The organism is Citrobacter sp., assembly GCF_050252275.1.
GTDB lineage: Bacteria > Pseudomonadota > Gammaproteobacteria > Enterobacterales > Enterobacteriaceae > Citrobacter_A > Citrobacter_A amalonaticus.
This window is the reverse complement of record NZ_JBFWLF010000398.1, coordinates 1-3,017: the sequence shown is the minus strand read 5'-3', so window position 1 is coordinate 3,017 and position 3,017 is coordinate 1. Positions and strand designations below refer to the sequence as shown.

Below are 3,017 nucleotides of genomic sequence, written 5' to 3'. Positions count from 1 at the left end.
CTCTTCCGATCTAAAGCGAAACGCAAGGAATGGGGAATTTTATGCAACAACGATTAACTCAGGACCTCCTTAGCTATCTTTCTGGCTTATCTGATGACGAAAGAATTAAAGCCATCAATGAGTTCAGAAAGGCGATTCACAGCGTCAGTCCATTTCGCGACGAGCCGGTTGACTGTGTGCTATGGATAAAAAACGATCACATTTCGCCTAACGATTACAATCCTAATAACGTCGCTCCGCCGGAGAAAAAGCTGCTGCTGAAATCCATTGAGGCGGATGGCTTTACCCAACCTATTGTTGCCACCCAATCCAGTCCAGAAGAGTATGAGATCGTCGACGGTTTTCACCGCCATGAACTGGGGAAAAGCAAAGCCTCGCTTAAATCCCGTCTCAAAGGCTATTTACCCATTACTTGTCTGGAAGGGGAGCGGCATGACCGCATGGCAGCAACTATTCGCCATAACCGTGCCCGTGGTCGTCATCAGATCCACGCGATGTCGGAGATCGTACGTGAACTGGCATTACTGGGATGGGAAGACGAAAAAATCGGTAAGGAACTGGGGATGGACGAGGACGAAGTCCTGCGCCTGAAACAGATCAACGGTCTTCAGGAGCTGTTTGCCAGTCGTCGGTTTTCAAAAGCGTGGACGGTGAAATAACCTGATTATGCCGGATGACGTGCTTATCCGGCCCGAAGATCCTTGAGTTTAACAGCAGCGCGCCCCGCCCTTTCCGCCATAGCGCGCATCCTGACGCTCACGGAAAAACTCCTCATAGGTCATAGGCGTCTGATCCGGATGGGTGATCCGCATATGCTCGACATAGTTGTCATAGTCCGGCACGCCAATCATGAGTTTCGCGGCCTGGCCCAGATATTTCCCGGCTTTCGAAAGCGTATCAAACATCATTACCACCTGTCAGAAAATCCCCTCTCCCGATCGGGAGAGGGGCATAATTACACGTTAGTGTGCGCCTTTGGCCTGCGCAACGATCTCTTCCACATTTTCCGGCATCGGCTCATACGGCGTCTCTTTTGCCGTCGGCTTGTCCTCTTTGAGAGCGGCGAGCGCCGTCTTAATGGAGAACAGTGCCAGTACCACGACCACCACCATGAAGAAGATAGTCAGGCCCGCATCCAGACGGTTATTAAACACCAGTTGCGCCAGCTGCGATTCCGTGTACTGCGGCGGGATATTGCCGCTGTCGATCATCGCCTGGAATTTATTGGCAATCGCCAGGAAGCCCACTTTTGTATCCGGGCTGAAGGATTTCTGCCAACCCGCCGTCAGGGTACAAATCAGCAACCATGCAGTCGGCACCAACGCCACCCACGCATAACGCTGACGTTTCATCTTGAACAGGACAACCGCGCAGAGCATCAGTGCCATACCTGCCAGCATTTGGTTAGCGATACCAAACAGCGGCCACAGGGTGTTAATGCCGCCTAACGGATCCACCACGCCCTGATGCAGGAAGTAGCCCCACGCCAGCACGCACAGTGCGGTCGCCAGCAGGTTGGCAGGCAATGAGTCCGTACGTTTAAGGCCTGGAGAAACGACACCCAGCAGATCCTGCAACATGAAGCGCGCGGCACGCGTCCCCGCATCGACCGCCGTCAGAATAAACAGCGCTTCGAACAGAATGGCGAAGTGATACCAGAAGGCCACATCCATCATCCCACCCAGCGCGCCGTGCAGGATATAGGCCATCCCCACCGCCAGCGTAGGCGCACCACCCGCACGGGAGATAATCGACTGCTCACCCACCTCGTTAGCAATCTGATGCAGCGTGTCCGGCGTAATCGCAAAGCCCCAACTGCTGACCACCTGAGCGGCAGACGCCACCACATCCGCTGTGCCGGCAGGCGCCAGCACGGCCATTGGGCTGTTCATAGCGAAGTAGACGCCCGGATCGATGATGCAAGCAGAAACCAGCGCCATGATGGCGACAAACGATTCCATCAGCATACCGCCGTAGCCAATGAAGCAAGCCTGACCTTCGTTTGCCAGCATCTTCGGCGTCGTGCCGGAGGAGATCAGCGCGTGGAAACCCGAAACGGCGCCACAGGCGATAGTGATAAACAGGAACGGGAACAGGTTACCTGTCCACACCGGCCCGGTACCATCAACGAATTTGGTCAGCGCAGGCATCGTCAGCGTTGGACGCATGATCAAAATGCCAACCGCCAGACCAACAATGGTCCCGATTTTCAGGAAGGTTGAGAGGTAGTCACGCGGCGCCAGCAGCAGCCACACCGGCAGTACCGCCGCCACGAAGCCGTAACCCACCAGCATCCAGGTTAACTGAACGCCAGTGAAGTCAAAGTACGGCGCCCAGGTAGGACTTTCCGCAACCCAGCCGCCGGAAATAATCGCAAACACGAGGAACACCAGACCGATAACCGACACTTCGCCGATACGACCCGGACGCAGATAGCGCAGATAGATCCCCATAAAGATCGCCAACGGAATCGTAAACGCGACGGTGTAGGTTCCCCACGGACTGTGGGTCAGCGCTTTCACCACGATCATCGCCAGCACCGCAAGGATAATCACCATGATCATGAAACAGGCCACCAGCGCAATCACCCCTGCGGTTGGGCCCATCTCTTCTTTGACCAGTTCACCCAGCGAGCGGCCATCGCGACGCGTCGACACGAAGAGCACCATGAAATCCTGTACCGCCCCGGCTAAAACCACGCCAGCCAGCAGCCAAATCATGCCCGGCAAATAGCCCATTTGCGCCGCCAGTACCGGCCCGACTAACGGACCCGCGCCGGCAATCGCCGCAAAATGGTGACCAAACAAGACTTTTTTATCGGTGGGGACGTAGTCGAGCCCGTCGTTATGACGTACTGCAGGCGTCATCCGCGTCGGGTCAACCGCCAGCACATTTTTTGCGATGTACAGACCGTAAAAACGATAGGCACTGAGATAGACACAGACCGACGCCACGACTATCCACAGTGCGTTGATCTGTTCCCCACGGTTTAGCGCAATATAACCCAGAGCAAATGC

General features: G+C 55.4%; 3 protein-coding genes. 1 reads left to right on the top strand and 2 read right to left on the bottom strand.

Annotation, left to right across the window (positions count from 1 at the left end; all coding sequences use genetic code 11):
- Positions 1-41 precede the first annotated feature (41 nt).
- On the top strand, positions 42-659 hold the full coding sequence (locus AB7E14_RS22275) for an IbrB-like domain-containing protein (protein WP_044326974.1): 618 nt from the start codon (positions 42-44) through the stop codon (positions 657-659).
- Positions 660-707: 48 nt separating this feature from the next.
- Here the strand turns inward: AB7E14_RS22275 and AB7E14_RS22270 are convergent, their stop codons facing one another.
- Together AB7E14_RS22270 and cstA are read right to left on the bottom strand one after the other, a co-directional pair.
- Positions 708-905 carry a YbdD/YjiX family protein gene (locus AB7E14_RS22270; protein ID WP_043001453.1) on the bottom strand — a complete coding sequence of 66 codons (198 nt, stop codon included), beginning with the start codon at positions 903-905 and terminating at the stop codon, positions 708-710.
- A 57-nt stretch (positions 906-962) separates the two neighbouring features.
- On the bottom strand, positions 963-3,017 hold a 2,055-nt coding region (gene cstA / locus AB7E14_RS22265; RefSeq protein ID WP_428169975.1), incomplete at its 5' end, for a pyruvate/proton symporter CstA.

Coding starts and splice junctions, on each gene's coding strand:
- AB7E14_RS22270 (WP_043001453.1), bottom strand. CDS start 905: ATGTTTGATACGCTTTCGAAAGCCGGGAAATATCTGGGCCAGGCCGCG.
- AB7E14_RS22275 (WP_044326974.1), top strand. CDS start 42: ATGCAACAACGATTAACTCAGGACCTCCTTAGCTATCTTTCTGGCTTA.